This window comes from Bifidobacterium callitrichos (assembly GCF_008698085.1).
In the GTDB taxonomy this organism is placed as follows: domain Bacteria; phylum Actinomycetota; class Actinomycetes; order Actinomycetales; family Bifidobacteriaceae; genus Bifidobacterium; species Bifidobacterium callitrichos.
The window spans coordinates 242,143-265,093 of the sequence record NZ_RZJP01000001.1 but is presented as its reverse complement, the minus strand read 5'-3'; the positions used below and the strand labels follow the sequence as shown (position 1 = coordinate 265,093).

At 64.9% G+C, this 22,951-nt stretch carries 23 protein-coding genes; 8 read left to right on the top strand and 15 right to left on the bottom strand.

Features of this window, described 5'->3' with window-relative positions:
* Positions 1-69: 69 nt before the first annotated feature.
* The 3 genes from EMB92_RS01210 to EMB92_RS01200 form a co-directional block, all read right to left on the bottom strand.
* Positions 70-852: a methyltransferase domain-containing protein gene (locus EMB92_RS01210; protein ID WP_150393515.1), complete on the bottom strand. Its 783-nt coding sequence runs from the start codon at positions 850-852 to the stop codon at positions 70-72.
* A 638-nt stretch (positions 853-1,490) separates the two neighbouring features.
* A complete protein-coding gene (locus EMB92_RS01205; RefSeq protein WP_223847496.1) occupies positions 1,491-2,411 on the bottom strand; it encodes a formate/nitrite transporter family protein in 921 nt (306 codons plus the stop codon).
* A 172-nt stretch (positions 2,412-2,583) separates the two neighbouring features.
* Positions 2,584-4,029 carry an MFS transporter gene (locus tag EMB92_RS01200; protein WP_223847495.1) on the bottom strand — a complete coding sequence of 482 codons (1,446 nt, stop codon included), beginning with the start codon at positions 4,027-4,029 and terminating at the stop codon, positions 2,584-2,586.
* A 251-nt stretch (positions 4,030-4,280) separates the two neighbouring features.
* On the opposite strand from EMB92_RS01200, the gene EMB92_RS01195 reads away from it, so the two are divergent.
* The 3 genes from EMB92_RS01195 (at position 4,281) to EMB92_RS11440 (ending at position 8,037) form a co-directional block, all read left to right on the top strand.
* A complete protein-coding gene (locus EMB92_RS01195; RefSeq protein WP_150393514.1) occupies positions 4,281-5,192 on the top strand; it encodes a LysR family transcriptional regulator in 912 nt (303 codons plus the stop codon).
* Positions 5,193-5,428: 236 nt separating this feature from the next.
* Positions 5,429-6,211 carry an ABC transporter permease gene (locus EMB92_RS01190; protein WP_223847494.1) on the top strand — a complete coding sequence of 261 codons (783 nt, stop codon included), beginning with the start codon at positions 5,429-5,431 and terminating at the stop codon, positions 6,209-6,211.
* Between the two features lie 131 nt (positions 6,212-6,342).
* A complete protein-coding gene (locus tag EMB92_RS11440; RefSeq protein ID WP_190973510.1) occupies positions 6,343-8,037 on the top strand; it encodes a PolC-type DNA polymerase III domain-containing protein in 1,695 nt (564 codons plus the stop codon).
* Positions 8,038-8,128: 91 nt separating this feature from the next.
* Here EMB92_RS11440 and EMB92_RS01180 read toward each other — a convergent pair whose 3' ends face one another.
* The 12 genes from EMB92_RS01180 to EMB92_RS01125 form a co-directional block, all read right to left on the bottom strand.
* The gene (locus EMB92_RS01180) at positions 8,129-8,662 is read right to left on the bottom strand and encodes a PadR family transcriptional regulator (protein WP_150393513.1); all 534 of its coding nucleotides are present in this window, start codon (positions 8,660-8,662) and stop codon (positions 8,129-8,131) included.
* A gap of 28 nt (positions 8,663-8,690) precedes the next feature.
* On the bottom strand, positions 8,691-10,055 hold the full coding sequence (locus tag EMB92_RS01175; RefSeq protein WP_150393898.1) for an MATE family efflux transporter: 1,365 nt from the start codon (positions 10,053-10,055) through the stop codon (positions 8,691-8,693).
* 56 nt (positions 10,056-10,111) lie between these two features.
* Positions 10,112-10,582 carry a MerR family transcriptional regulator gene (locus tag EMB92_RS01170; RefSeq protein WP_150393512.1) on the bottom strand — a complete coding sequence of 157 codons (471 nt, stop codon included), beginning with the start codon at positions 10,580-10,582 and terminating at the stop codon, positions 10,112-10,114.
* Between the two features lie 81 nt (positions 10,583-10,663).
* Positions 10,664-13,195, bottom strand: a complete 2,532-nt coding sequence (locus tag EMB92_RS01165) for an excinuclease ABC subunit UvrA (protein ID WP_150393897.1) — start codon at positions 13,193-13,195, stop codon at positions 10,664-10,666.
* 58 nt (positions 13,196-13,253) lie between these two features.
* Complete coding sequence (locus EMB92_RS01160; protein WP_150393511.1) at positions 13,254-14,297, bottom strand: zinc-dependent alcohol dehydrogenase family protein; 1,044 nt, start codon at positions 14,295-14,297, stop codon at positions 13,254-13,256.
* Between the two features lie 99 nt (positions 14,298-14,396).
* On the bottom strand, positions 14,397-15,080 hold the full coding sequence (locus EMB92_RS01155) for an HAD family hydrolase (protein ID WP_150393510.1): 684 nt from the start codon (positions 15,078-15,080) through the stop codon (positions 14,397-14,399).
* Positions 15,081-15,183: 103 nt separating this feature from the next.
* Positions 15,184-15,669, bottom strand: coding sequence for a D-aminoacyl-tRNA deacylase (dtd, locus tag EMB92_RS01150; protein WP_150393509.1), 486 nt, complete (start codon positions 15,667-15,669; stop codon positions 15,184-15,186).
* Positions 15,670-15,825: 156 nt separating this feature from the next.
* Entirely contained in the window at positions 15,826-16,692 is an 867-nt protein-coding gene (locus EMB92_RS01145) for a transporter substrate-binding domain-containing protein (RefSeq protein ID WP_043164026.1), read from the bottom strand.
* Between the two features lie 77 nt (positions 16,693-16,769).
* Positions 16,770-17,579 (bottom strand): amino acid ABC transporter ATP-binding protein, encoded by an 810-nt coding sequence (locus tag EMB92_RS01140; protein ID WP_317908851.1) that lies wholly within the window; start codon positions 17,577-17,579, stop codon positions 16,770-16,772.
* Complete coding sequence (locus EMB92_RS01135) at positions 17,572-18,297, bottom strand: amino acid ABC transporter permease (protein ID WP_150393508.1); 726 nt, start codon at positions 18,295-18,297, stop codon at positions 17,572-17,574. Before EMB92_RS01135 ends, EMB92_RS01140 begins: the two co-directional genes overlap by 8 nt.
* The gene (locus EMB92_RS01130) at positions 18,275-18,937 is read right to left on the bottom strand and encodes an amino acid ABC transporter permease (RefSeq protein WP_043164030.1); all 663 of its coding nucleotides are present in this window, start codon (positions 18,935-18,937) and stop codon (positions 18,275-18,277) included. The genes EMB92_RS01135 and EMB92_RS01130 overlap by 23 nt, the downstream gene beginning before the upstream one ends.
* A complete protein-coding gene (locus EMB92_RS01125; protein WP_150393507.1) occupies positions 18,934-19,143 on the bottom strand; it encodes a hypothetical protein in 210 nt (69 codons plus the stop codon). Before EMB92_RS01125 ends, EMB92_RS01130 begins: the two co-directional genes overlap by 4 nt.
* Positions 19,144-19,402: 259 nt before the next feature.
* Between EMB92_RS01125 and ychF the strand changes: the two genes are divergently transcribed.
* The 5 genes from ychF (at position 19,403) to EMB92_RS01100 (ending at position 22,950) form a co-directional block, all read left to right on the top strand.
* Positions 19,403-20,500, top strand: a complete 1,098-nt coding sequence (ychF, locus tag EMB92_RS01120) for a redox-regulated ATPase YchF (protein WP_150393506.1) — start codon at positions 19,403-19,405, stop codon at positions 20,498-20,500.
* Positions 20,501-20,911: 411 nt separating this feature from the next.
* Positions 20,912-21,178 (top strand): DUF4160 domain-containing protein, encoded by a 267-nt coding sequence (locus EMB92_RS01115; RefSeq protein ID WP_150393505.1) that lies wholly within the window; start codon positions 20,912-20,914, stop codon positions 21,176-21,178.
* Positions 21,179-21,202: 24 nt separating this feature from the next.
* On the top strand, positions 21,203-21,505 hold the full coding sequence (locus EMB92_RS01110) for a DUF2442 domain-containing protein (protein ID WP_223847493.1): 303 nt from the start codon (positions 21,203-21,205) through the stop codon (positions 21,503-21,505).
* A gap of 283 nt (positions 21,506-21,788) precedes the next feature.
* Positions 21,789-22,196, top strand: a complete 408-nt coding sequence (locus EMB92_RS01105; RefSeq protein WP_150393503.1) for a GNAT family N-acetyltransferase — start codon at positions 21,789-21,791, stop codon at positions 22,194-22,196.
* 169 nt (positions 22,197-22,365) lie between these two features.
* A complete protein-coding gene (locus EMB92_RS01100) occupies positions 22,366-22,950 on the top strand; it encodes a hypothetical protein (RefSeq protein WP_150393502.1) in 585 nt (194 codons plus the stop codon).
* Position 22,951 lies beyond the last annotated feature (1 nt).

Sequence of the window (22,951 nt, the reverse complement as noted above, 5' to 3'; positions counted from 1 at the left end):
GACGTGCAACTCCGACCGCCGCCGCGCCTGACCTATGATGTCCACCTATGCTGCCCTCCCACTGTACCGCTATTTGACGGCCGTGAAGAAGAAGCGCGGGAACGGGAAGATGATGCTGCCGTCGGACTGGACTGGGTATGCGTCGCACACGCGGTCGAACACCTGCCGTTCGAATTCCGCCCGTTCGGCGTCGTCGGCGAGCGCCTGGAGGTAGGGGCGCAGTCCGGTGCCGCGGTACCAGTCCATGATGGCCTCGTGCGAGGGCAGGGTGTGCATGTAGGTGGTCTTCCACATGCGGAACCGTGAGGCGTGCGCGTGCAGGAGCTCCCAGTAGTCGGGCGGCGTGAGGTTGAAGAACTCGCGCTGCTGGGGCAGCCGGTCGGCATATCGGGGCGAATGGACGAGTTCGGCGATGATGCGGTGGATGGGCTCCTCGTAGTTCATGGGCGTCTGCACGGCGAGCGTGCCGCCTTCGCGCAGCAGGCCGAGCAGGTTCGGGATGAGGTGCGGGTGGTCGGGCACCCATTGGATGCACGCGTTGGAGAAGACGATGTCGAAGTCGTGCGGCAGGGCGTCGAGCCGGTCGGCCCGCGAGACGTCGCTCAGGGCGAATTCGATGTCGGGGTGGGCGGCGCGTGCGGCGTCGATCATGTCCGGCGAGCTGTCGACGCCGAGGATGCGCGCGTGCGGGTAGCGTTCGCGCAGCACGGCGGTGCTGTTGCCCGGCCCGCAGCCGATGTCGAGCACGCGCATGATGGCGTCGGCGGCGGGCAGTTGGGCGGCGAGGTCGCGCGACGGCTGCGTGCGTTCCGTGTTGAAGCGCAGGTACTGTTCGGAATCCCATGTGACCATGCGGTTCACGCTAGTGGCGTCATACCGTCGGTCATCGATTCGTGTTCGTATGGCGATACGCCGCCCTGAGACACCCCAATGGTTCCCCGTGACCATGCCCCGCACCTTTTGCGGTCCATGGCGTGCGGAGCGTGGCATGCCCTCCCCGCCTGCGGCGTATGGCTAAACTACCATGGGAACAGTCGCGTTTCGTGACGATGAAGAAGACGATGAGTGGCCCCGAGATAGATACGTGTGAGCGGCCAGAACCGGCAGGGCTGTCGCGTCCGTTGCGTCTCCCATCCGCCTTATCCACTCGTCTCGGGGGACTCAACGTGAAAACCTCGGGGAGTCACGTTGAGTCCCCCGGATCCGCGGGACTCAACGCGGTTGCGGGCGTTTTCGTCGTTGTGTCCCGCGACGTGGACACCGACCCTTTGTCCGGCAGTTGGTTGCAGATTGGAAAATCATTGGAATTCCGCCGTTTTAGGGATGGTGCCGTCGGCGGTCTCCGACCCGGTGCCGCTGTGGGCGGGAATATCGCGGGACTCAGCGCGGAAATCGCGGGGAATTGCGTTGAGTCCCCCAGATTCACGGGACTCAACGCCGGAATCGTCCTTGGCCGCGTTGAGTCCCCCACGGACCGCAGTCCGGCTTCCTCAGTCGATGACGGGATCGGACGGCTTGCGTGCGGGTTTCGCGTTGAGGTACCAGTAGGCCAGTGCGACGAACAGGGAGCCGCCGAGGATGTTGCCCAGCGTGGCTGCGGACAGGTTGTACGCGATGGCTCCCACGTTCAATGCGCCCGCGCCGGCGGTACCGGCGCCGAACCCCATGAGCTTGGCCGCCAGTCCCATGGGCAGGAAGAACATGTTGGCCACGCAGTGTTCGAAGCCCATGGCCACGAAGCCCGCGATGGGCAACAGGATGCCCAGCACCTTGTCGGCCACGGACCGTGCGGCGAATCCGATGCGCACCGCCAGGCACACGAGCACGTTGCACAGGATGCCGCGGACGAACAGCGTGCCCCATCCGGGCGTGACTTTCGATGCGGCGGTCGCCACCGCGAGATCGCCCACCGCGCCGTCGGCGAGCCCCATCGTGCCGGCCAGGGCGACCAGCGACACCAGCAGCAGGGCGCCGGCCAGATTGCCGAACCAGACGATGATCCAGTTGCGCAGCATCTGCCTGAGCGTGACCTTGCGTGCGGCGAGGTCGGAGACCATCAGCGAGTTGCCGGTGAACAGCTCCGCCCCGCAGCACAATACGAGTACGAGCCCCATGCAGAAGGCGAGTCCGCCCACGAACCGCTTCGGCCCCCATGTCATCGACGGGTCGGCGGTGACGATCAGGAAGAACAACGCCCCGAAGCCGATGAACGCGCCCGCGAACATGGCCGAGACGAAGGCGCGCCGTCCGGTCAGCCGTGTCTTGGCGACGCCGGCGTCCTCCACCGCCTTCTCGGTCTCCACCGGGGTGAGCGCGTTGATGTTGAGTCGGGGCGCCGGCGGCGCCGCACGCCCCGGCCGCCCCGTACCCATCGCGTCCGTTCCCATCCGCACGTCCTTCCTCAGTTCCATGACTTGGGCCGATGCACAGCCCGCAGTCCAACTCTTTCTATCCGCATTCATTGTATCGATGCTTATCCGAATTTATCCCCTCGTATAGATGGAAACGCTGCCGTGCCAAGCTTTATATGCCCGTATCGAATACCGTGGATCGCGATTCTTTCCGAATGCTCGTCCCCGGTCCTCAGCGTTCGCGCCAGCACAGCAGTTCGAAGACGAGGATGAGGGCGAGCAGTGCGGCCGAGGCGAGGAACACGGCCCTCAAGGCGAGGGTCAGCGTGGGCAGGAACGTGGCGACGACGCCGAACACGGCCACGCCGACCGCGCCGCCGACCTGACGGAACGTGTTGAACATCGCCGAGGCGATGCCTGCCTGCGCCGCCTCCACGCTGGCGAGGACCACGCCCGCGGCGGCCGGCGTGGTGATCGCGGCGCCGAAGCCGACGACGCTCAATCCCGTGGCGATCACCCATACGGGGATCGGCGCGGGATACAGGAACTCGAACAGGAAACCGGCGATCATGATCGACAGGCCGAGCGTGATCGAGAACCTCGAGCCGCGCGCGGTGATGATGCGCCCGCCGAGGATGTTGCCGAAGACCGTGACGAACGCGCTCGGCACGAACACGAGCCCCGCGGCGAGGGCGCCCATCCCCCGCTCGTTCTGCAGGAACATCGTCGAGATGAACACCATGCCGTACCAGTTGAAGATCATGACGAACCCGATCATCAGCGCCACCTGCATGCCGCGCACGCGGAACAGGCCCAGCGGCATCATCGGGGCACGCACCCGCGCCTGCGAGCGCACGAACGCCGCGAGCGTGAACGCGCCACCGGCCGTCAACCCCCATGCGAGGGGCGAGCCGACGCCGAGCGAGCCGATCTCGATGACGCCCGCGATGAACAGGACGAATCCCGTCAGCGCCAGCGTCTGTCCCGTCCAGTCGAACGGCTTGGGCCGTCGCGGCGATGGCGCGACGCGCAGCGTCAACAGCAGCACCAGCAGGCAGAACGGCACGTTGATCGCGAACACGAGGCTCCAGTGGATCGGCGTGAGCAGTCCGCCGAGCAGCGGTCCCACGGCCGAGGCGCTCGCGCCTCCCGCGCCCCACAGGGCCAACGCCCACGCGCGACGACGCGGATCCGGGTTCGCCTCGTTGATCAGGGACATCGATGCGGGCAGGATGAGCGCGGAGGCGACGCCGAGCAGGCAGCGCCCGGCGACGAGTGCCGTCATCGACCATGCGAACGAGCTGAACAGCGACGCCGCGGCGAACAGCGTCGCGCCGGCGGTGAACATGCGTTTGGCGCCCCAACGGTCGGCGAGGTTGCCGCACAGCAGCAGCAACGCGGCGAACAGGAGGCTGTAGCCGTCGACCACCCACTGCTGGACGGCCATGTCGCCGCCGAGGTCGCGGGCGATGGTCGGCAGCGCCACGTTGACGATGAGCACGTCCATGCCGACGAGGAACGAGGCGATCGATGCGGCCGCCGTGGCGGACGCCGCCGGATGGCGTGCGTGATGGTCGTGGCGGCCGATGGCTGGACGGCCCTGGGCCATGGGGTCCGTGTCCGTCACCCTGCCGTCCTCGGTGTCCTTGATGTCGCGCGTTGCGGTCGATGAGCGCATGCCGTCCCTCCCCTGTCTCTCGTCTCCTGTGCGATCATCCCCTCGGTGGATGCCTGACATTGTCCCGCCGTAATCCGTTCGAACGATCGCATGGGACAGTGTAGGCTTGATAACAGGTGAAAATCAGCGGATATCGGACGATTCTGGTTCATGGTGCGTGAACCATCGGTTCATACGCTACGATCGGTGCTCGTTCGTAGCCGATCGGGAGAGCCACGGACGGGCGGAATGGTGCGAGGAAGGGTGGGATCATGTACGACCGGAGACTGGACGCGCTCATCGCCGCAGCTGAGACCGGCAGTTTCACGGCGGCATCCCGGCGCCTGCACATCTCGACGCCGGCGTTAGTCAAACAGGTCAACACGTTCGAAAGAACGTACGGGATCACGGTGTTCGACCGCTCCCGCAGCGGCGTGACGCCGACCGCGGCGGGAGCGGAGTTCATCGAAGACGCCCGTTCGATCGTCCGTCAGTCGAACGAGATCATCGCGAGAATGCGGCGTCGCGCGCATACGGGCACGCCGCCGGTCAGACTCGGCATCTCCGCGCTGCGTCCGGCCCGGCGCATCCTCGACCTGTGGCAGCGCGAAGCCGACCCGCGCATCCGAGTGGAGCTCGTATCGATGCCGGACGACGACGTGCCGATCGACGACATCATCGCCCGGCTGGGCGAGGACATCGACGCGGTGGCCACCGCGTTCGCGCCAGAGCATTGGACGGATGTCTGCGGCACGCTGCCGATCTCCTACGAGCCGCTATGCATGGCCGTGCCCCGCGACCATCCGCTGTCACGCCGGCCGCGGCTCAGACTCGACGATCTCGCCGGCCGTGACGGCGTGCGCACCCGCATCCGTATCCTACGCCGATGCGGCGGCACCGACGACATCGCCCGTGACCTGCTGGAGCGACTGGACGGCGTCGAACTGGTCGACATCGACCATTACGACCTGAACCTGTTCAACGAATGCGCCGAAACGGGCGACCTGCTCATTTCCAAACCCATGTGGGCGGGCGTGCATCCGCAGCTCGTCAACGTGCCCGTCGACTGGCCGCGGCCTGTCGGCATGCGCTACGGGCTGCTCTACCCCGCCGACCCAGAACCGCAGGTGAAGGCGTTCGTCGAACGCATCGGCGCGCTCGCAGGGGTCGCAGGCGATCCGTGACCCGACCCGTCGGGCATCGGGTCTTATGCCTCCCTCGCCGGTGATGATCGCGTTCATGCGGTCGACGTCACCACGCAGATCCTCGAGCGGACCGTCGATGGGCTGGCCGTGCGCACGGCGGAAGTCGATCAGGTCGATGCGCGTGGCGATGACGGCGAGCGGGGTCTTGAGCTCGTGGCTCGCACAGGATGGCGGGCAGCAGGAGCCTGCCGGGGTCGGTCATGTCGTTCGTCGTCATGCGCGTCCGTCCTTTCGCTGTTCGTGCCGGCTCGGGCGTCGGCATGTCCGCCGGCGTGAGCGGCCTGATGCGCATGGGCATCGGGCGTTCGCTCATGTGGTCGGCGTGCCGCGCCCTGCTGCAGCTGTGCGCGATGGGGTTCGTCGTCGGCTATGTGATCCGCGCGGACAACGTGCTCCTCGTGTTCGCCACGATCGGCGTGATGCTCGTCGCCGCCGTGCAGATCACGCTCTCGCGCGCCAAGGGCGTGCCGAAGGGGCTGGCGGGCCCTGTGCTGCTGAGCCTGACCATCACGATGCTGCTCATGATCGCGCTGGTCACCGAACTCGTGGTGCGCCCCCACCCGTGGTATGCGCCGCAGCTGGTCGTCCCCCTGACCGGCATGCTCCTGGGCAACACGGTCTCCGCGCTCGCGGTGGGACTGAGCCGATTCTACGAGAGCATGGACGAACGACGCGACGAGATCGACACGATGCTCGCGCTCGGCGCGACCGCATGGGAGGCGGCGCGGCCCTCGATCGTCTCGTCGATCCGACTGGGCCTGCTGCCGACGATGGCGACGCTCGCCTCCTGCGGGATCGTCACGATCCCCGGCATGATGGCCGGTCAGGTCATCGCCGGCGGCGACCCGCTGGAGGCCGCGAAATACCAGTTCGTCGTGTTTGCCGCGATCGCCTCGCTCACGCTCGTCGCCGACGGGTTGATCATGGCGATGGTCTACCGCACCTGCTTCACCGCACTCGATCAGTTCCGGTCGGCCGACATGCGCGGCGCGAGATGACCGGTGTCGGCCGTCTCGCGCCTCTCCCGTCGACTCGGCCCCGTTCTCGTCCGTTCGCCCCGGCGCCTGTTCACCCGGTGTTTGCGATCCGCCATGGGTCTAGGGCGACTGCGGGCGCTACCATGGGAGGCATGGAGAATGAATCCATGTATGGTAGCGAAGAAAACAACAACGACAACAACGAATCGAACGATGCGAGGATGACGGCGCCGGGCGCCGAGGAGCCGCGGACGATGGATGGGGTCGGCGCGGCCGTGGACCGCTCGTGGCTGAACGAGGCGAAGACGAGCATCGACCAGTGGGCGTACATCATGCTCAGGGACGCCGACGATCACGACATCGACTGGGAGTGGGTCCGCTCGCTCGACCTGGAGCACGGCATCGGCGTGGCATCGCCGGCCGACTACGAGACGGGTGCCGCCTCGAGCGTGCACGACCTGCTCAAGGCTGATCTCGAGATCCGCGACCGGCTCGAGGCGATCATCGCGAAGATGAGCATGACGTTCATGCGCGACTTCGACCGTCACATCACCACCTACGAGCTGCCGCGCGCGCTCGCCTACGCGGATCGCAGGCTCAACGACCAGATCCAGCTGCTGCGTGACCGCGGCATCGCCGAGGGTCTGTGGACCGTCGCCGACGAGGACCGCCAGCGCGTCACCGTGCCGGTGCTCACCGCGGCCAGGGAGGACGTGGACGTCGACGACATCCAGGACCGCACCGCCGAGATCGTCAACGCGCGCGCCGAACGGCGCAAGGCCGACCGCGCCAAGCGCGAGGAGGCCCGACGCCATCGCGAGCAGGCGCTGTTCGAGGCCGACGAGGTGACCTACGGCTCCGTCGAGGCGGGACCGGACGAATCCGCGCCCGCCGACTCCAGCTCCGACCAGGGCAGCCCCGACTATCTGATCGAAGGCCAGCCCGTCATCAACGACGACAACCCCGCGGTCCCCACGATCGAACAGGTCAACCGCGACGAGACCGCCGTACCCGAGGAGCGCTTCGAGAAGTCGCGCCATACGGCCGCCGAGCATGTGGCCGAGCACGCCGCCGCCCGTCCCAAGGACTACTGGCGCGAGGTGTTCCTGCCCGGACGCGACGTCGACAAGGTCATGGGCATCGATCTGGAGACCAACGGCACCGAACCCGCGCGCACGTACATCATCGACGTCGGATTCGAATACATGAACATGCGCTCGCCCCGCCCCGCGGATGCGCCCACCGGATACCGCTACGACAAGGACTACTACGAGGACGGGGACGCCTACGACCAGCACCACTGGTCGTTCGGCGTCACCCCCGAGGCCGCGCGGCACGGCAACCCGTTCATCATCCAGCTGACCGGCATCGACATCAAGGAGCGCGTCGGAGACTCCTATCCCCTGTTCGACGAGGATCCCGAGGCGCAGGCCGAACTGCTGAAGAGACTCACCTCGCAGCCGTTCGTCGCCCACATGGCCACGTTCGAGCACAGCTTCTTCATGCTCAACGTCAAGGGGTACGCCGAGGCATACCGCAACGGGCACGTCACCATCATCGACACGCTGCCGATGAGCCGCCTGTGGGATGAGGGATCCATCCCCAGCGAGGACCATCCCGACGGCGACAATCGTCTCGACGCGTATGCGAAGCGGCAGGGGGCGCTGCATGAGGACGACTCCGAGCGTCACCTCGGTCTCGAGGACAGCCACATCATGCTACTCGCCATGAAGCATCACCTCACCCAGCTCAAGGCCGAGGCGCGCGGACCGTGGGGTCCGGGCGGCAAGGCCGGCGTCGGCGGCAAGCGCATCGTCAACTACCACCGTCGCCACTGGCGTCGCTGAGCATCACCTGAAAGACGCGAGGTCCCTCGCGCGGCTTTATGTCCGCGCGAGGGACCTCGCATATTTACGGATCCGCGAGGATGCTGCTCGGCTATTCGGCGTCGAGACCGAGCATCGAACGCAGCCAGGAGAGTTCGGCCTCGACCTGTGCGTCATGCACGTTGATCAGTCCCCTGCGATACGGGTCGTCGATGTGGTCGATCGTCATCGGATGTCCGGCGTCGCAGTAGAAGAAATGCGTGTCGCCGCGCGACAGCAGATCGTAGCGGCGGCGCAGCACCGCCTCGCGATCGGACTCGTCGGGGACGACGGACAGGAAGGTGAGCACCACGCGCCACCGGTTGAAATCCGTGATGGTGAACCCGTCCGCATCCTTGAGAGCCTCGACGAGCCGCTTTCGGCCCTCCGACTCCAACGTGAACAGGTGACGCTGACGGCCGTCGCGCACATCGGTGCGCTCCGAGATGAGCCCGTCCCTGACCAGACGCGCGGTGGCCGGGTAGATGGCGCCGTCGCTGAACCGGCGCATGTCGCCCTGCAGCTGCTCCATCTTCTTGCGCAGCTCGTAGCCGCACATCGTCCGCTCGGACAGGAATCCGAGGATCATCATCTCAATCAGACTCATAGGTTTTAGCTTACCTGCATGGCAGGGGTCACGTCCGGTCCCTCAGCACGTTGCCGAGAATGTGGCGCATGAACGGGATCGTGGTGGCGAACGTGAGCACGTCGGCCACGGACTGCGCCGCCTCGACGCCTGTCACGCCGATCAGATGCGGCAGGACGAGCACGATCGGCGCGAGGTACAGGCCGGTCCGGCACACCGCGAGGAACGAGGCGATGCCCGTCTGCCCCAACGTCTGCGAGATCATGTTGCCCATCATGTTCACGCCGTTGAGCACGACCGTCACGCACTGGAAATGCAGCGCCGCGACTCCGACGGCGATCACCGCCGGATCGGAACGGAAGATCTCGACCAACTGCGGGGCGACGGCCCAGATGACGACCGCCAACGCCAGCAGCACGCCGGTGGACAGCTTCACGCAGAACCAGAACGCCTCGCGCACGCGGGCGAACCTCCCCGCCCCGTAGTTGTATCCGCACACCGGTTGGAACCCCTGGCCGAGTCCGATGATGACCGAGTTCGCTCCAAGCATGATGCGCATGACGATGGCCATGCCGGCGATCGCCGCATCGCCGAACGGGTTCGCGGCGATGTTCACGCAGGTGGTGGCGATCGATCCGGCGCTCTGGCGGACGAGCGACGGCAGACCTCCGCCGACGATCTCGCGCAGCAGCAGCGGGTCGGGACGACAGTTGCGCAGCGACAGTTTCAGCACGCCGAACCTCGCGCTCATGACGGTCAGGATCAGGAAGCTCACCGTCTGGCAGATGCCGGTGGCCAGTCCCGCGCCGAAGATGCCGAGGCCGAGCACGAAGATGAACAGCGGGGCGAGCAGGAAGTTGAGCAGCGCCCCGCAGACCAGTCCGATCATGCCGAACGCGGACTGACCCTGGTAGCGCAGCAGGCCGTTCAGCGCGAACGACCCGCACACGCACGGCGCCGCCACGAGGATCGGCGTCAGATAGGTCACGGCGTACGGCGCGATCGTGGCGGTGGATCCGAGCGCCACGACCAGCGGTCGCAGCGTCGACAGGCAGATGATCGCCACGAGCAGGCCGGAAAGGAACGCGCCCGCGAATCCGATGGCGAGCAGACGAGACGCCCTCTCGTTGTTGCGTTTGCCGAGCTCGCGGCTCATCGAATTGCCCGAGCCGTTGCCGAAGAAGAAGCCGATCGCCTGCAGGATGGTCATGATCGAGAACGCGATGCCGATCGCGCCGGACTGCGAGGTGCCCAGCTGCCCGATGAAGTACGTGTCGGTGAGGTTGTACGCGGTGGTCACCAGATTCGAGATCACCGCCGGAATGCACAGTCGCAGGATCAGCGGCCTGATCGGGCTTTGCGTCATCTGCCGGTATTTCGCGTCCGCCGACGCCCTTCTGATTCCCTGTTGCATCTTGACCACGGGATGGTACTGTACACCCTCTCGTGCCGACCGCATCGCGGCGAATGTCACTTGACGGGCGTACCGCCGCTCTGCAGCCGTTTCACCTGTTCGATGACGTCACGATGCTCCTCGATGAGCTCCGAGGCGTCCGTTTCGCGTCCCTCGGCGATCGCCCGCCAGTACAGGGTCTTGAGCGAGACGTACGCCTGCTGCATGCGGATCGCCTCGGCACGGGCGGCGAGACGCAGCGACTGCGCGTCGAGCAGCTCGATCTGTCTGGTCGCTCCCGCCGCGCCGTCCTGCGTGTTGCGCAGATACTCGCGCATCGATTCCAACGGCATGCCCGTCGCCGACAGGCATGCCACCGTCGTCAGTCGCTCCAGATCGGCGTCCGAATAGGCGCGGCGCCCGGACTGGTCGCGTGCGATCGGCGGGATGATGCCGATCTGCTCGTAGTAGCGCAACGTCGACTCAGGCAGTCCGGATGCCAGGGACGCCTCGTGAATGGTATGCCATGCGGTGACCGTCATGCTCATGCTCCTTATCTGTGTCTGGCATGTCCCACGCCATTACCATGCAATCTACGGGTATCAAGCGCTTGAGGTCAAAACGTCTCCTCACTTCAGGTACCGTCCGGTGACGCTCGCCGGGTTCGCGGCGACCTCGGCCGGCGTACCGACGGCGACGATCCTGCCTCCGGACTCGCCGCCTCCCGGTCCCATGTCGATGATCCAGTCGGCGTTGGCGATCATGTCGAGGTCATGTTCGATGACGACGACGGTCGCGCCCGCCGAGACGAGAGAGTCGAAGACGCCGAGCAGGACACGCACGTCAAGCGGATGCAGGCCGATGGTCGGCTCGTCGAAGACGAACACGGCGTCCGACTGGGCGCGCCCCATCTCACCGGAGAGCTTGAGCCGCTGCGCCTCCCCTCCGGACAGGGACGGGGTCGGCTCGCCCAGCGTGAGGTATCCGAGCCCCAGATCGTGCAGCGTCGTCAGACGCGCATGCACCCGACGCAGGTCCGTGGTCGCCTCCAGCGCCTCGTCCACGCTCATCGCCATGAATTCGGGCAGCGACAGCTCACGCCCGTCCCCCGTCACGCGTCGGATGCCGTACGCCTCGGGCGAGTAGCGCGAGCCATGGCAGTCGGGGCATGCGATGTCCACGTCGGGCAGGAACTGCACGTCGAGCGAGATCGACCCGGTGCCGTCGCAGGTCGGACAGCGCAGTCGTCCGGTGTTGTAGGAGAAGTCGCCGGCCTTCCAGCCGCCCGCCTTCGCCGCCTCGGAACGCGCGAACGCCCGTCGCAGATCATCATGGACGCCGGCGTATGTGGCGACCGTGGAGCGCACGTTCGCACCGATCGGCGTCGCGTCGATGAGATTCGCACGCATGATGCCGTCCGACTCGATCGCATGCACATGGTCGGGCATGGGCGCGGGCGAGTCCGACCCCGCGCCCTTCGCGGCGTTCGCCCGCAGAGCGGGGATCAGCGACTCCAGCACCATCGTCGTCTTGCCCGATCCGGACACGCCGGTCACGACGACGAGCCTGCCGCGCGGGACATCCACCGAAAGCGGTTTGACCGTGTGGATCGGCCCCGTCTGCATGTGGATGCGGCCGAGATCGAACATGCGATCGGCGTTGATCCCTGTGCGTACGCGCCCCGGGCCGTTCTCGAGGAGGAACGGTGCGATGCGGCTGCCCCGCGCGGCGGCGCGCGCGACGTCGTCGACCGACCCCTGTGCGATCACCCGGCCGCCGCCCGCACCCGCTGCCGGTCCCATCTCGATCAGATGGTCGCAGGCCTCGAGCACGCGCACGTCATGGTCGACGACGACCACGGTGTTGCCGTCCGCCACGAGATCGCGCATCACGCCGATCAGCCCGTCGACGTTGGCCGGATGCAATCCGATCGACGGCTCGTCGAGCACATACAGCACGCCGGTGGTGCGGTTGCGCACGGCGCGGGCCAGCTGCACGCGCTGGCGTTCGCCGGTGGACAGCGTGGAACCGGCGCGGTCGAGCGTGAGATACCCGAGCCCCAGCTCCATCAGCCGACGCGCCACGTCGAGGAACGATTCCGCGATGTTCGTGGCCATCGGACGCATCTCGGGAGCAAGCGAGGCAGGGACGTTCCGCACCCAGGAGACGGCGTCGTCGAGCGTCATCGCGCTCGCCTCGGCAAGATCGACGTCGCACACCCGCGGGGCGCGCGCGGCCTCGCTCAGACGGGTTCCCCCGCATGCCGTGCACGGCCTCTCCTCGAGGAACCGGGCGACGCGCTTGAGTCCCTTCTCGTCCTTGGCCTTGGCAAGCGCGTTCTCGACGGTGCGGACGGCGTTGTAGTAGGTGAAGTCGAGTTCGGCGAAGTCGTCGCTCTTCTTCGACCGGTAGAGGATGTGCTTCTTGACGGCCGGGCCGTCGAACACGATGTCGCGCTCCCCGGCGGTGAGCTCACGGAACGGCACGTCGGTGCGCACGCCCATCGCGCGGCACACGTCCTTCATGAGATCCCACATGAGCGAGCCCCACGGCAGGACCGCACCATCGTCGATGCTCTTCGACTCGTCCGGCACGAGGGCGGCACGGTTCACCTCGCGTACGACGCCGGTGCCGGAGCAGGCGGGGCACGCGCCGGCCGAGTTGAAGGCGAGGCCTTCGGCACCGGGACCATGGAACTCGCGGCCGCATCCCGAGCAGGTGATGGGCAGTTCGGCGGCCACGGCGAGCGTGGGCTCGTTGCGCGTGCCGCAGTGCGGGCACACGTGCGAGCCGACGCGGGAGAACAGCAGACGCAGGCTGTTGAGCAGTTCGCTCATCGTGCCGAACGTGGAGCGGACTCCCGGCACGGCGGGACGCTGATGCAGGGCCAACGCGGCTGGGACGTGCAGCACCTCGTCCACCTGCGCGCGCGACGCCTGGGTGAGCCGTCGGCGCGTGTACGTGGAGAGCGCCTCGAGATAGCGCCGCGACCCCTCGGCGTAGAGCACGCCCAAAGCGAGCGAGCTCTTGCCCGAGCCGGAGACGCCGGCCACGCCCGTCAGCGCGTGCAGCGGCACATCGACGTCCACATTCCTGAGGTTGTGCACGCGAGCGCCCCGCACCTCGATGGCCGTCGGGCCCGCGCCCCCGCGCCGCTCCATCCCGTCCCCTGATCCCATGGCTTCCCGTTCGTCATCCATGCGGCCAGTATATGCCCGATCAGAATCGGATCAGCGACTTGATGACCTCGCGACGGTCCATCGCCTCGTACGCCTCCTGGATATGGTCGAGATCATAGATGCCGGTGAACACGCGACCGGGGTCGATCCGGTGCTCCAGCACGGCGTCGAGCAGCCCGGCCTTGAGATCGTAGTGGCGCACCGGCGCGGGGCCACCCTTGATGCCGATGTTGCCGTAGAACGTGCCCTCGGCGCTGATCTCAACGTCATGGGGAAGGCCGACGCGGCCGATCACGCCGCCGCGGCGGATAAGCCCCAGCGCCGTGTCGAACGACTGCCTGGAGCCCACGCATTCGAGCACCGCGTCCGCACCGTAGCCTCCGGTCATCGACAGCACCCTGTCGACGGCGGCCTGGTCGCGCTCCGCCACGATGTCGGTCGCGCCGAACTCGCGGGCGAGCGCCGCACGGTCCTCGTGACGGCTCATCGCGATGATGCGACCGGCGCCGAGCATGCGGGCGGACAGTACGCCGCACAGGCCCACCGCGCCGTCGCCCATGACCACGGCGGTGTCGCCGGGCCTGACCTCGGCGGATACGGCCGCATGGTATCCGGTGGACATCACGTCGGCGATCGTGAGCAGTGAGGCGAGCGTTTCGTCGTCGTGGTCCTCGGGTGAGCCGGGCACCTTGACGACGGTGCCGTCGGCCTCGGGGACGCGCACGTACTCGGCCTGGCTGGCGCCGAAGTATCCGCCGTGCGGGCATACCGATTCGAAGCCGGCCCTGCACACCGGGCATGTGCCGCAGCTGTACGGGAACGGCAGCACGACGAAATCGCCCGGTCGGACCGACGTGACGGCGTCTGCGACCTCATCGACCACGCCGATCGCCTCATGGCCGATCTGACTGTTGTGCGGGTGGTCGCTCAGCCCTCGGAAATACCACAGGTCGGAGCCGCATACGCAGGCGCGCACGACGCGCACCACGGCGTCTCCGACCTGTTCGATCCGCGCCTTCGGCACCTCGCGTACGGTCATCTCCCCCGGCTGCACGAAGATCGCCGCCCTCATCGTCTCGCTCATCAGCACTCCTTAAATCGAACATTGGCTGTTACGGATTCCACGCTACGCCGTTGAAGCGCTCGAAGGGCAAATACGCGACACGCCGGATGCGGCGACGGCTCACTTCACCTGGGTGATGACGTCGCCTCTGACCATGAACCCCTTGCGCGCCATGTCGATCATCGGCTGGTCGAACTTGCTGTCGGTGTAGAACTCGTCGATCACCGCGTCCGGCCCCAGCACCTGGCGCAGCCGCTTGGGCTTGTTCGTGTTGAAGTTGAGATAGGTGACCTCGAACGTTTCGGGGTCGATGGTCGAGGCGATGAGCCGTTCGACGCCGAGTCTCCTGCACGCCTCCCCCACCGTCACGTCGAACGAGGCGGTGAGGATCACGTCGTCGGGGCGCGGATCGTACCATGGCTTGATCTTGCGCATGTTGCGGTCCCAGAACGCGTTGACCAGCGATCTGAGTCCGCCGGTCAGATCGTCGGCTCCGATGACCGAGGCGTCGGCGACCATCACATCCCCGTCGAGCCCGGCTTTGGCGACGGCGTCGAGCCGGCTGGTGCGCAGCTCGTCGATCCCCCTGGACATTGACAGGTCCCTGAGATATCTGCGCGCCACCTTGCCGACGCCGCGCTCCATCTGCTCGAGCGTGGCGCGACCGAGCTTGTACTTGATCGCGTAGCGCAGCACCGGGGCGATGTGACGGAACACCTTCATGTCGTATCTCGCGCTGAACAGATAGAGGTCGAACAGGCTCTCCCCGTCGTAGATCGTCCCGTCGAAGTCGAACACCCGCATGCCGTTCCCCTTTGCGCTTCCCGCTTTCACTCATCGCCCCACTATAGGGGAACGGACGGTTCGGGGAAAGCCGAGACACGGGAACGGCGCGGCTTTCCGGGATTCACGCCCTGCGCGGCATGTCCACGTCGGTGTCGATGGCGATGGTGACCGGGCCGTCGTTGACCAGTCCGACGCGCATGTGGGCGCCGAAACGCCCCTCCCTGACGACGAGACCTCCCGAACGAAGCGCCTCGTTGAACCGGATCCAGACGAGATCCGCATGCTCCGGCCCGCCCGCCGCGATGAAGCTGGGACGATTGCCCTTGTGCACGTCGGCGAACAGTGTGAACTGCGAGATCGACAGGATCTCGCCCCCGATGTCCTGGATGGAGCGGTTCATCCTGCCGTGCTCGTCCTCGAACACGCGCAGGTTGAGCACCTTGTGGGCGAGCCAGGCGATCTCGGCGTCGCCGTCCGCATCGGCCACGCCGACCAGGATCATGTATCCGGGGCCGATCTGCTGCGGTTCGAACGTGGGGTCGACCTCGCCCAACTCGTTGACGACGTCGACGCCTGCTTGTGACACTCTCTGGATGACGATGCGCATGAGTCACGATTATGCCACGTGATACCGCGCACCCCGGCACCTAGGTCCATGCACGACGATGGGGCGGCGGTTTTCCCGATAATGCTCGGGAAAACCGCCGCCCCATCGATCATGGAATGCGGATGATGCCCGCGGCCGATGCGGGACGATGCGACGTCACTTGATGATGACGTCCTCCGGCTTGATGTCGGAGGTGAAGCTCGGGGCGAGCTCGCTCTCGTACGCCTTCTCGAAGAAGCCGTCGGCGGTCAGGGTCTTGATCTCCTTGTTGGTCCAGTCGAGCAGACTCTTGTTGCCCTTCTTCACCGCCGGGGCGATGGTCGACTCGTCGCCGAGGGTCTTGACGCCCACGGTGAATCCCGGATTGTCCTTCGCCCACGCGTACAGGTACGTGTTGTCGTCGGCGAGCGCGGCCACGCGGCCGTCCTTGAACGCCTGGAACTGCTGGGTCTTGGAGTCGAACTTCTGGAGGTTCACATCAGGGTAGTTCTCGGTGAAGTACGTTTCGGCGGTGGTGCCCTTGGTCACGGCCAGGTCCTTGCCCTTGAGCTGGTCGGCGCTGGTGATCTTCGCGCTGTCCGGGGAGACGACGCCGATGGACACCTTCATGTACGGTTCGGCGAAGTCGACGACCTGCTTGCGTTCGTCCGTCACGGTGAAGTTGGCGAGGACGAGGTCGACCTTGTCGCTCTTGAGCGAGTCGACGCGGCCGTCGGCGTTGACCTGCACCCAGTCGACCTTGACGCCGAGGTCCTTGCCGATCTGGTTGCCGAGGGCGACGTCGTAGCCGGCGCGGGTGCCGTCGTTCTTCACGTAGCCGTAGGGCGGCAGGTCACCGAACGTGGCGATGCGGATGGTGCCGGCCTTCTTGATCTCGTCGACGGTCTGGCCCTGCTGCGATGACGACGATCCCGATCCGGAGGCGCCGGCTGCGGCCGGGTCCGGGCCGTTGCCGCATGCGGCGACGGAGATCAGCGTGACGGCGGCGAGTGCGCCGGCGGCGATGCGCTTGAGGTTGAACATGATGATTCCTCTTCTCTTTTCTGTGTTTCTGGTTGTTTTCTGATTGTTGTGGATGGGTACGTGTGGTGGGTGTGTCGTCATTCGTCGCCGACGGGCGACATGCTTTCGAGGAAGCTTCTGGCGCGGTCCGTCGCCGGGTGCGTGAAGAAGTCGTCTCCGGACTGGCGTTCGAGGATCACCCCGTTCTCGAGGAACATGACGGTGTCGGCGACGCGGCGGGCGAACTCCATCTCGTGGGTGACGACGATCATCGTCATGTGCCGTTTCGCGAGTCGGAGCATGAGCTCCAGGACCTCGCGGACCATCTCGGGGTCGAGCGATGCGGTGACCTCGTCGAAGAGCATGAGCTCCGGGTTCATCGCGAGGGCGCGTACGATGGCGATGCGCTGCTTCTGTCCGCCGGACAGCTCGCGCGGATAGGCGTTCTTGTATTCGGTGAGCTGCACGTCCTTAAGCAGACGGTCCATCTGCTCGTCGACCTCGGCCTTGGCGCGCTTCTGCACCTTGGTCGGGCCAAGTTCGATGTTTTTGGCGACGGTCAGGTTCGGGAACAGGTCGTAGCTTTGGAACACCATGCCGATCTCGGTGCGCAGCGCGCGCCACGCCCGTTCGTTGTTGTTCGGCACGACCTTGCCCTTGAAACGGATCTCGCCGCCCTGGATGGTCTCCAGGCCGTTGAGGCATCGGATCAGGGTGGACTTGCCGGAGCCCGAGGGGCCGAGCAGCACCAGCACCTGACCGCGGTGCACGTCGAAGCTCACATCCTTGAGGACCTCGTGGTCGCCGTAGGATTTGCGCAGATGGCGTACCGAGAGCAGCGGCTCCTCCCCCGCCTCGTTCGGCGTGACGCCGCCGGGCGCCGTGGTCGTTCGCGTGTTGTCAGCCATTGTTACGCTCCTTGGCTCGCTTCTCGAGTGCCCTGGCGATCATCGCCAGCGGCCAGCAGATGATGAAGTACAGGAAGAAGATGAATCCGTACACCCAGAACGCGGCGTCCGGATGGGTCATGCGGTTGGCCTCCATGATCTGCTGGCCAACGGTGACCACGTCGATGACGCTGATGAGCAGCAGCAGCGACGTGGTCATGATCACGCGCGCCGCAAGGTTGATAACGGCCGGGATCATGAGGTTGACCGACTGCGGGATGCGCACGTACCACAGCAGCTGCAGCCCGCTCATGCCCAGCGCCCGTCCCGCGTCGACCTGATGCTCGGACACGGAGATCAGGGCGCCTCGCACGATGTCGCTGATCTCGGCCGACACCCACAGGCCGAACGCGACGACCGCGACGGTCACGCCGTCCACCTGCACGCCGAGCTCCCTGGGCAGGATGTAGTAGGACAGGAACAGCAGCACCAGCGTCGGCACGATGCGGAAGAACTCCAGATACAGGCGCAGCACGGCGCGCAGCACCGGGTTCCTCAGGGTGCGCAGGGCGCCGAGGACGACGCCCAGCGGGATGCCGGCCAGCAGGGCCAGTCCGGCCACCGTCACGGATGTGCCGAGGCCCGACAGCAGACGGGTGAGATTGTCACCGACGAACAGCACGTCCATGCCGGAGGCGAACGTCACGTGCAGCGGATCAGTCATCGCCGAAAGTACCACGACGAACCCTCCTTTCCAGCAGCGTGAGCAGCACCGACAACGGGATCAGGATGATCGCGTAGGCGACTACCAGCATGAGCAGATACTCGTCGCTGCGGTAGTACATGCCGATCAGGTCGCGGGCCGTGTTGGTCAGCTCCGGCACCGCGATCACGGTGAACACGGAGGTCTCCTTGACCATGAAGATCACGTTCGCGGCGACCGCCGGCACGCTTCGGGTCAGCCCCTGCGGCAGGGTCACATGGCGGATCATCTGCAGCGGCGAGAGTCCCAGAGCGCGCGCCGACTCCTTCTGCACGCGCGGGATGCCGCTGAACCCGCCGGTGAACGCGCCGGACATGTACGCCGAGCCGAACACCGACATGCCGATCACGGCGCACGCCTCGGCGCTCCACCTCACGCCCACGGACGGCAGTCCGTAATACAGGAAGAACAGCTGGATCAGCAGCGGGGTGTTGCGGAACAGCTCCTCGAATACGGAGCTCGCCTGCGCGAGGACCGGCACCCGGTATTCACGCACCAGCGCGAGGACGAGTCCCAGCACCGCGGCCAGCGTCACGCTGATCGCGGACAGCCGCAGCGTGACGACGAACGCCTTCTCGAAGATCGGCAGCGCCGACAAGATGGCAGCCCAGCTCACAGGTCGTCCCTCCTTCCCGTTCCCGTTTCGATGTCTTCGATGTCGTTGACGCACACGGTTCGCGCGTCCTTCTCTCTCCTCGCCCGCACGTTGTGGCGCGGGGTCTTTGCGATTGCTTCGATGGCACCCAGCGTAGCGGCTTCCCGCATCGCCGTTTCGCCGTCCGTGCGCTCGCGCACGTCCGGGGCGGCGGGATGCGCAGGCATCGGATGCATGCACGGGACGTTCTGCGCGACATGCGCGGCACCGCATGATCCCAACGGTTGCAACGGTTTCACACCCTCGTGTGCGGCGTCTCCCAGAGTGGTGACGAGGTCTCTCCCCCGCCCGCGGCTATGAGCGGCGTTTATATCCCGCCATCGATTGTTCCGAATCGGCGCCGTCCGATACGTGGCCCATGACGCTGCCACGATCCCTGCCACGAACCGGACGGCGCTTGTCGCTTTCCGCCTTAGACTGGAAGGCATGTCTTTAACTATCGGAATCGTCGGACTGCCGAACGTCGGCAAGTCCACCATGTTCAACGCGCTCACCCGCAACAACGTCCTGGCGGAGAACTACCCGTTCGCCACCATCGAGCCGAACACCGGCATCGTGCCGCTGCCGGACGATCGTCTGCCGGTGCTCGCCAAGCTGGTGCACACCGAGAAGATCGTGCCCGCCACCGTCACGTTCGTCGACATCGCCGGCATCGTCAAGGGTGCCTCCGAAGGCGAGGGCCTGGGCAACAAGTTCCTCGCGAACATCCGCGAGGCCGACGCGATCTGCGAGGTCGTGCGCGCGTTCAAGGACGATGACATCGTGCACGTCAACGGCAAGGTCGATCCGGCCGACGACATCGACACGATCAACACCGAGCTGATCCTCGCCGACCTGCAGACCATCGAGAACGCGCTGCCCAAGCTGGAGAAGGACCTCAGGGGCAAGAAGATCGAGAAGGAGTACTTCGACGCCGTCAAGGAGGCGAAGACGATCCTCGAGAACGGCGAGACGCTCGACAAGGCCGCCCGTGAGGGCCGCTTCGACAAGGACTCCGTCTACGACCTGCACCTGATGACCGCCAAGCCGTTCATCTACGTGTTCAACGTGGACGACGACGAGCTGGCCAATGACGAACTCAAGACCAAGCTCTCCGCCTCCGTGGCCCCGGCGCCGGCCGTGTTCCTCAACGCCCAGTTCGAGGCCGATCTGACCGACCTTGACGAGGCGGACGCCCGCGAGATGCTCGAGGACGCGGGCCTCAAGGAGTCCGGCCTCGATCAGCTGGCCCGTGTCGGCTTCGACATCCTCGGTCTTCAGACGTTCCTGACCGCCGGCGTCAAGGAGGTGCGCGCCTGGCAGATTCACAAGGGCTGGACCGCACCGCAGGCCGCCGGCGTGATCCACACCGACTTCGAGAAGGGCTTCATCAAGGCCGACATCGTCTCCTACGACGACTTCGTGGCCGCGAACGGCTCGATGGCGCAGATCAAGGAGGAGGGCAAGCTCCGTCAGGAGGGCCGCGACTACGTGATGCAGGACGGCGACATCGTCGAGTTCAAGTTCAATGTGAGCAAGGGCTGATATCAAGCCAATCTCGATTATCGCAAACAAGCGATAAAAGAGGAGGACACGCCGGAGTATCGCACGGATTGCGATAGACTTCATCTCATAGTCTGACATGGAAGGACGGACCCGCTCCCCTAGGAAGGAAGGCGGGTCTCGTCATATCCAGATGCTGTGTGTTGGTATGCGGAGCCATTGGTTCCGCCAGCTCGGGAGCCCCAGAGCGGTGTGGGGCGGACACTACAGGGAGAACACACAGTCCGGTCGCGTGATGGCTAAATGCGGCATGGAATCGGTCTTCGAATCAGCACACGACTACTTCAGCCTTATTGACGTATATCATGACGACGTCTTCCACATCATCACCGCTGGGAAATATACTCAAGATAGGGCATGGCAATACTGCAGGCGGCTGGATAGGAGGCGAGCATGCCGGAACTGAGCCGGTTCTTCGGAATCATCGTTCGCATGATGTACCAGGATGAGAGCGAGCATCACAAGCCTCACGTCCATGTGTACTACGGTGACTTCAAAGCCTCCATCGGCATTGATGGCGAACTCTTGGCCGGTTCCCTTCCCGCCAAACAGTACAAGTTGGTGGTCGCGTGGCTTGTGCTGCACGAGGACGAGCTGTACAAGGCATGGAACGAGGCCGTATCCGGACGTCCGTTCGACCGTATCAAGCCGCTTTCGTAAGGAAGGAAGCCCATCATGTTTGAGATGAACGGCATCCTGTATGCGGATGAACCCTCTCGTGAGCTGGAAATTCGATCGGCACGTGTCCCCGACAATCACATCATGCTGGTGACCTTCTCCACCGGCGAGACGCGCCTGTGCGATTTCACCGAGATGTACGATGATGTGCCGGCCTTCGCACCGTTGCATGATGAGCGGACGTTCGAGGATTTCCGCATCGATCACGGCATCCTGACATGGTGCAACGGTGACATCGACATCTCGCCCACATACCTGTATGACCATTCGTACGAGTATTCCCCCTTTGGAGAACTGGTCTCTGCTTGAAGGCTGGCTATGCCATATCGCGATACGACTTGAGTTCAAGTTCAACGTGAGCAAGTAACGGCAATACCGTATAGAAACGGCGCGATTCCAACGGTTCCGAGGCTTCGGAGGATTGGAGTCGCGCCGTTTCTCGATTATCGGGGGCCGTCGGGGAAGCCTCATGGAACGGAATTCATATCATGGACGATGCCGTAGTCCGACCAATGCGATGCCCTAGTATGGGCGCTTCAATGGGAGGTCTGGGCCGTGACGTCCTGATTGGAAACGGAAAGGAGCGAGGCGTATGACCATCATCTATACCGAAGAGCGCAGGTTTACCAAGATGCAGGTGCAGCAGCTGTTCCGTTCGGTCGGTTGGGTATCCGGCGAATATCCCGACAAGCTCTACCGGGCGCTGATGGGGTCCTCGACCGTGATCTCGGCATGGGACGATGATCGGCTCGTCGGATTGGTACGCGCATTGGATGATGGCGCCATGCTCGCATACATGCATTACGTTCTGGTCGACCCCGATTATCAAGGTCATGGCATTGCTGGACACATGGTTGAGATGCTGCAGGAAAAGTATCACGATTACCTCTACATCGAGGTCATGCCCGAAGAAAGCAGAAACGCTTCGTTCTATCAGCGTTTCGGCTTCAAGGTGATGACTGACGGTGTGGCCATGCAGACCGTCAATCCGAACTGGTGAACACTACTATGGCGGCGTCGATTCTCCTATAAGGAGAGCGATTCTCTCCGAATGCGTGCACCAGCATGTGGTTCCGCTGATTCCGATGCGGTTGTTGCGTAAGCCGAGGTGGTATCCGGTACACTGATTCCCAACAGAAGCAATGTTGCGGGTGCAAAGGAGCGGCAGCATGGAGAAGACCTCTCGGAAGAAGCGCCGTGATCGTGTGAAGGCGATTATCGGATCAGCGGCCGCCGGATTGATCGTTGCCGGATTGCTGTTGTATTACATACCCTGGCCGCAGCGCATTCGCATCGATGGCGACGCATACCGAGTCGACGCGAATGCAGCTGGTGTCACCTCGTATACGATTTCATTCGATGCGACGCGATTGCGCTATGCATTTCGGGATGACCGGCTCACGGGCCATATCGCTATAGCCCGGAAAGACAGCGGGGACATTGTGGTTGATCAGGATATTGACAGAAAGCTATGGATCATACAGGATGTCACCCGTTCCTCCACCGAGGATGCAATTTCGATATTCAATGGTTTCTGGGTGGAATACCCCGCACCTGTATATGAAATGAGGATGACGCAGGTAAGTGGAGTGCTGTCCGCCGATGGATCATCACTGTTCATCGACATACACGGTGACCGGAACGATGATGTCGGCATGTATGTCGCTCCCGCCGCCGATGAACAATCCGCCAATCGACTGAAAGACGAATTCGGCAAAGTGGTCGACGTCGATGGCTGGATTGCCAATGACTGAA